Source organism: Priestia sp. BR_2, from assembly GCF_041954005.1.
Classification (GTDB): domain Bacteria; phylum Bacillota; class Bacilli; order Paenibacillales; family Paenibacillaceae; genus Paenibacillus_AQ; species Paenibacillus_AQ lautus_A.
On the sequence record NZ_JAVFHM010000199.1, the window covers coordinates 1 to 3,213 of the forward strand.

The following is a 3,213-nucleotide window of genomic DNA, read 5'->3' on the forward strand; positions in this document are numbered from 1 at the left end:
CTGCTCAGCAACATCTTCATTTTCTACTTTAAAAGAAACCTCAACAATTGATTCTGTATTAACATTCATAGACTTTGACCAAATTTCAATATTTATCTTCGTTTCATTCCATTGACCTTCGTAAACTTTAGCATAAATTGGTCCATATATTCTCGATTTGTTAATTTGTACTGCTCCCCAATCTTTATTGGTCCAATTTATGAACTCTTGAGGAGCACGGTGAAGAAATACCTTTTGCAAATCTTCTATAGAGGGTATGTTCGAAGAAAAAGAATCAGGTATAGGTTCTTTTTCTTCAAGGGAAACACTTAATAATTTTTTTAAATAGCCCCATTCCAGCTCAACTTCAAACCTGCTACCATCTTGTATCAAACTATCTTTTCGTGCTTGAGCCAACATTGATTCAATAGCATCGTTATTAATTGCATATCTTTTTTTATATGTTAGTTCACATTTATCCTTCTCTTCTTTTTTACGATAACGCAGAATCCAACCATTATTGTACATATCTTTATTGTTGGTATCAATAAATTGAATATCTCTTCGTTTAAAGTTAGAAATCTTAAAATCCTTTATTAAACTTAAATCACTTTTAAGTTCATATTTTTCGTTTAATACTTTAGTGGTTTCAAGAAAAAATTTAACTTCATATTCTTTTATTGAACCATTACCTTTTGCCATCTGATGACCTCCATTATATATTCACCAAAAATATTATGGGACAAATCAATAGAAGTTATCCTTGATTTTTGTGAGTTTCTATTCGTGTTAATATTTCCACTCGCTATGCTGAACCTAATAATCATTAAAAATTCAGATGAATTACTAATTTCCAGCAGAAACATCTAAATCTAATAATAGGAGGTAGGTAAATTCCTAATAGCTCCTATATCGATTTTTTTTAAAAAATCCATTCTTTGTATCAAAATAATAAATGAGACATACAAATATCAGAATGAAAAAGTATTCCTAACTGAATCTGTGCAGGATTTTTTGGCAACCTATCCTAGGTAGTCAGTTTCTAAATTGTAAGTTTGTATTTTGAAAAATATAATATAAATCTTTAAATGAATATATAGTAAAAATATGGATAAATTATAATTTGTTGTAAAAAAATAATATTGGTAGGAGGAAATATTATGGATAAAGATATTGGGTTATACCCTTTTGAAGTGCAAAATGTAGAGCAAAATGTAAAAGAAATACCAAAAGGTGTTCAGATGATCCAAGCTCCCATGTATTGGGAGAAAGGAAATAATGGAAAAGGAATAAAGATTGCAATTTTAGATACTGGTTGTGATAAAAATCATCCAGATTTAAAAGATCGTATTATTGGAGGAAAGAACTTTACTAATGACGATAATGGAAATGCGGATATTTTTAATGATTATAATGGGCATGGAACTCACGTAGCTGGAACTATTGCAGCTTCTAAGAATGACGATGGTGTTATTGGAGTCGCTCCAGAAGCAGATTTACTTATCCTGAAAGTTTTAGGAAAAAACGGACGGGGATCATTTGAGTGGATTACAAATGCAATAAATTATGCAGTGGAGGAGAAGGTTCATATTATCTCAATGTCTTTGAGTTCTATATCTCCTGATGAAGCTACGCATGAGGCTATTAAAAGAGCCGTGGAGAAAAATATACTAGTTGTATGTGCGGCCGGAAATGATGGAGATAAAAATCCTTTTACTGAAGAATTTGGTTATCCAGGAGCTTACAACGAAGTAATTTCAGTAGGAGCAATCGATTTTTCGGGACAATTCCCAAAATTCACAAATACAAACAAGGAAGTAGATCTAGTAGCACCAGGAGTAGGTATCCTATCTTGTTATCCTTCGAACCTCGTAGAGGATTCAAAAATTCCATATAAAAAATTAAGTGGGACTTCAATGTCTACACCTCATGTAACAGGAGCATTGGCTTTGTTAATCAATCATTGTCAAAGTAAGAAAGAGTTTAATCGCTCTCTAACTGAACCCGAACTATATGCTCAACTTGTTAAACGTACTATCCCATCCGAATTTTATAAAAATACCTATGAAGGAAATGGTTTCCTTTACTTAACAGCAACAGAAAAACTAGAAGAGTATTTAAAATCACATCCAGTTAATTTAGAACAGTATCAATAAAAGGAGGAAAAATAATGACTTTACAGAATGATTCATCAATGTCAAATAAAGATAGGGATTTTAGAGGAATGGTTGAAATAAGTTTAGAGCACATGTTAAAGGATCTTAGAGAGAATCAAGAAAGAATTAGTCGTAATGCCCGAACATATTATGACGGAGAAAAAGATAAGCAAGATATAAAGCAATATTACGCAAGTATTGACTTTCAGAAGTTAAGTAATAAAGAATTATTCCAAGCACTCCATGATTTGAGTGAAAAAACACATCATAATCAGTTTAGTTATGACCAAAGTGGACATCACTTAGAAACGTGGGTTGATTTACATCCAAATGGTAAATTTAAAAGTCTTTACTCAGGAAAAAGTGCAGATCCTGAGGTAGTAATCCAAAGTGAATTTGCTACTCCTACAATTTCTAACGAAGTTCCTGATGAAAACGGAAAAATGCTAAATATTGAACATGTAGTTCCTCAATCATGGTTTTCTAAAAAACCACCAATGAAAGGGGATATGCACCATTTATTTTATTGTGAAATAAAATGCAATTCTTTTAGAGGTAATAAGACTTACTATGATTTCTCAGATTTCAATCCGGAAAATTCTAGAAAAAGTGTGGTAGTAGAAGAGTGTGGTAAGATTGAAACGAGTGAAAATGAATTCGAACCTGAATATGGAAAAGGTATGGTTGCAAGAGCTACTCTATACTTTCTTGTACGCTATCCAGGTAAAATATCCAATGCATCTAAAAATGAAATCGATATACCTTTGCTTTTGAAATGGCATAATGAATTCCCGCCTACTTCTGAATTTGAAAAGCATCGTAACCAAGCTATTTTTGATCTACAAGGTAATAGAAATCCTTTCATCGATTTTCCAGAGGTTGCATCTAAAGTCGATTTCAATCTTAATGTAGTTCATTAAACTTTAAAAATTTGTTTAGCTTTTAAAATAGCCAAAGAATTAACTGTTAAAAAGATGATGCTAGATCAGAGCTTTAGTCCACGTTTTTTTGGAAAGAGAAAGAAGAGATCAAAGTATAATAAAAAAGGTAAAGGTATAGGTATAGGGTTCCTCTACCT

The 3,213-nt window shown here is 31.7% G+C and carries 3 protein-coding genes; 2 read left to right on the forward strand and 1 reads right to left on the reverse strand.

The window, feature by feature from the left end:
• On the reverse strand, nt 1–681 hold a 681-nt coding region (locus tag RB298_RS15095; RefSeq protein ID WP_486047478.1), incomplete at its 3' end, for a hypothetical protein.
• Nucleotides 682–1,139: 458 nt separating this feature from the next.
• Between RB298_RS15095 and RB298_RS15100 the strand changes: the two genes are divergently transcribed.
• Nucleotides 1,140–2,135 (forward strand): S8 family peptidase, encoded by a 996-nt coding sequence (locus RB298_RS15100; RefSeq protein ID WP_486047479.1) that lies wholly within the window; start codon nt 1,140–1,142, stop codon nt 2,133–2,135.
• A gap of 14 nt (nt 2,136–2,149) precedes the next feature.
• On the forward strand, nt 2,150–3,055 hold the full coding sequence (locus RB298_RS15105) for an endonuclease I family protein (protein WP_486047480.1): 906 nt from the start codon (nt 2,150–2,152) through the stop codon (nt 3,053–3,055).
• Nucleotides 3,056–3,213 lie beyond the last annotated feature (158 nt).

What these genes read in the sequence shown, in the direction of transcription:
- RB298_RS15100 (WP_486047479.1), top strand. Translation starts at nt 1,140, where the DNA reads ATGGATAAAGATATTGGGTTATACCCTTTTGAAGTGCAAAATGTAGAG.
- RB298_RS15105 (WP_486047480.1), top strand. Translation starts at nt 2,150, where the DNA reads ATGACTTTACAGAATGATTCATCAATGTCAAATAAAGATAGGGATTTT.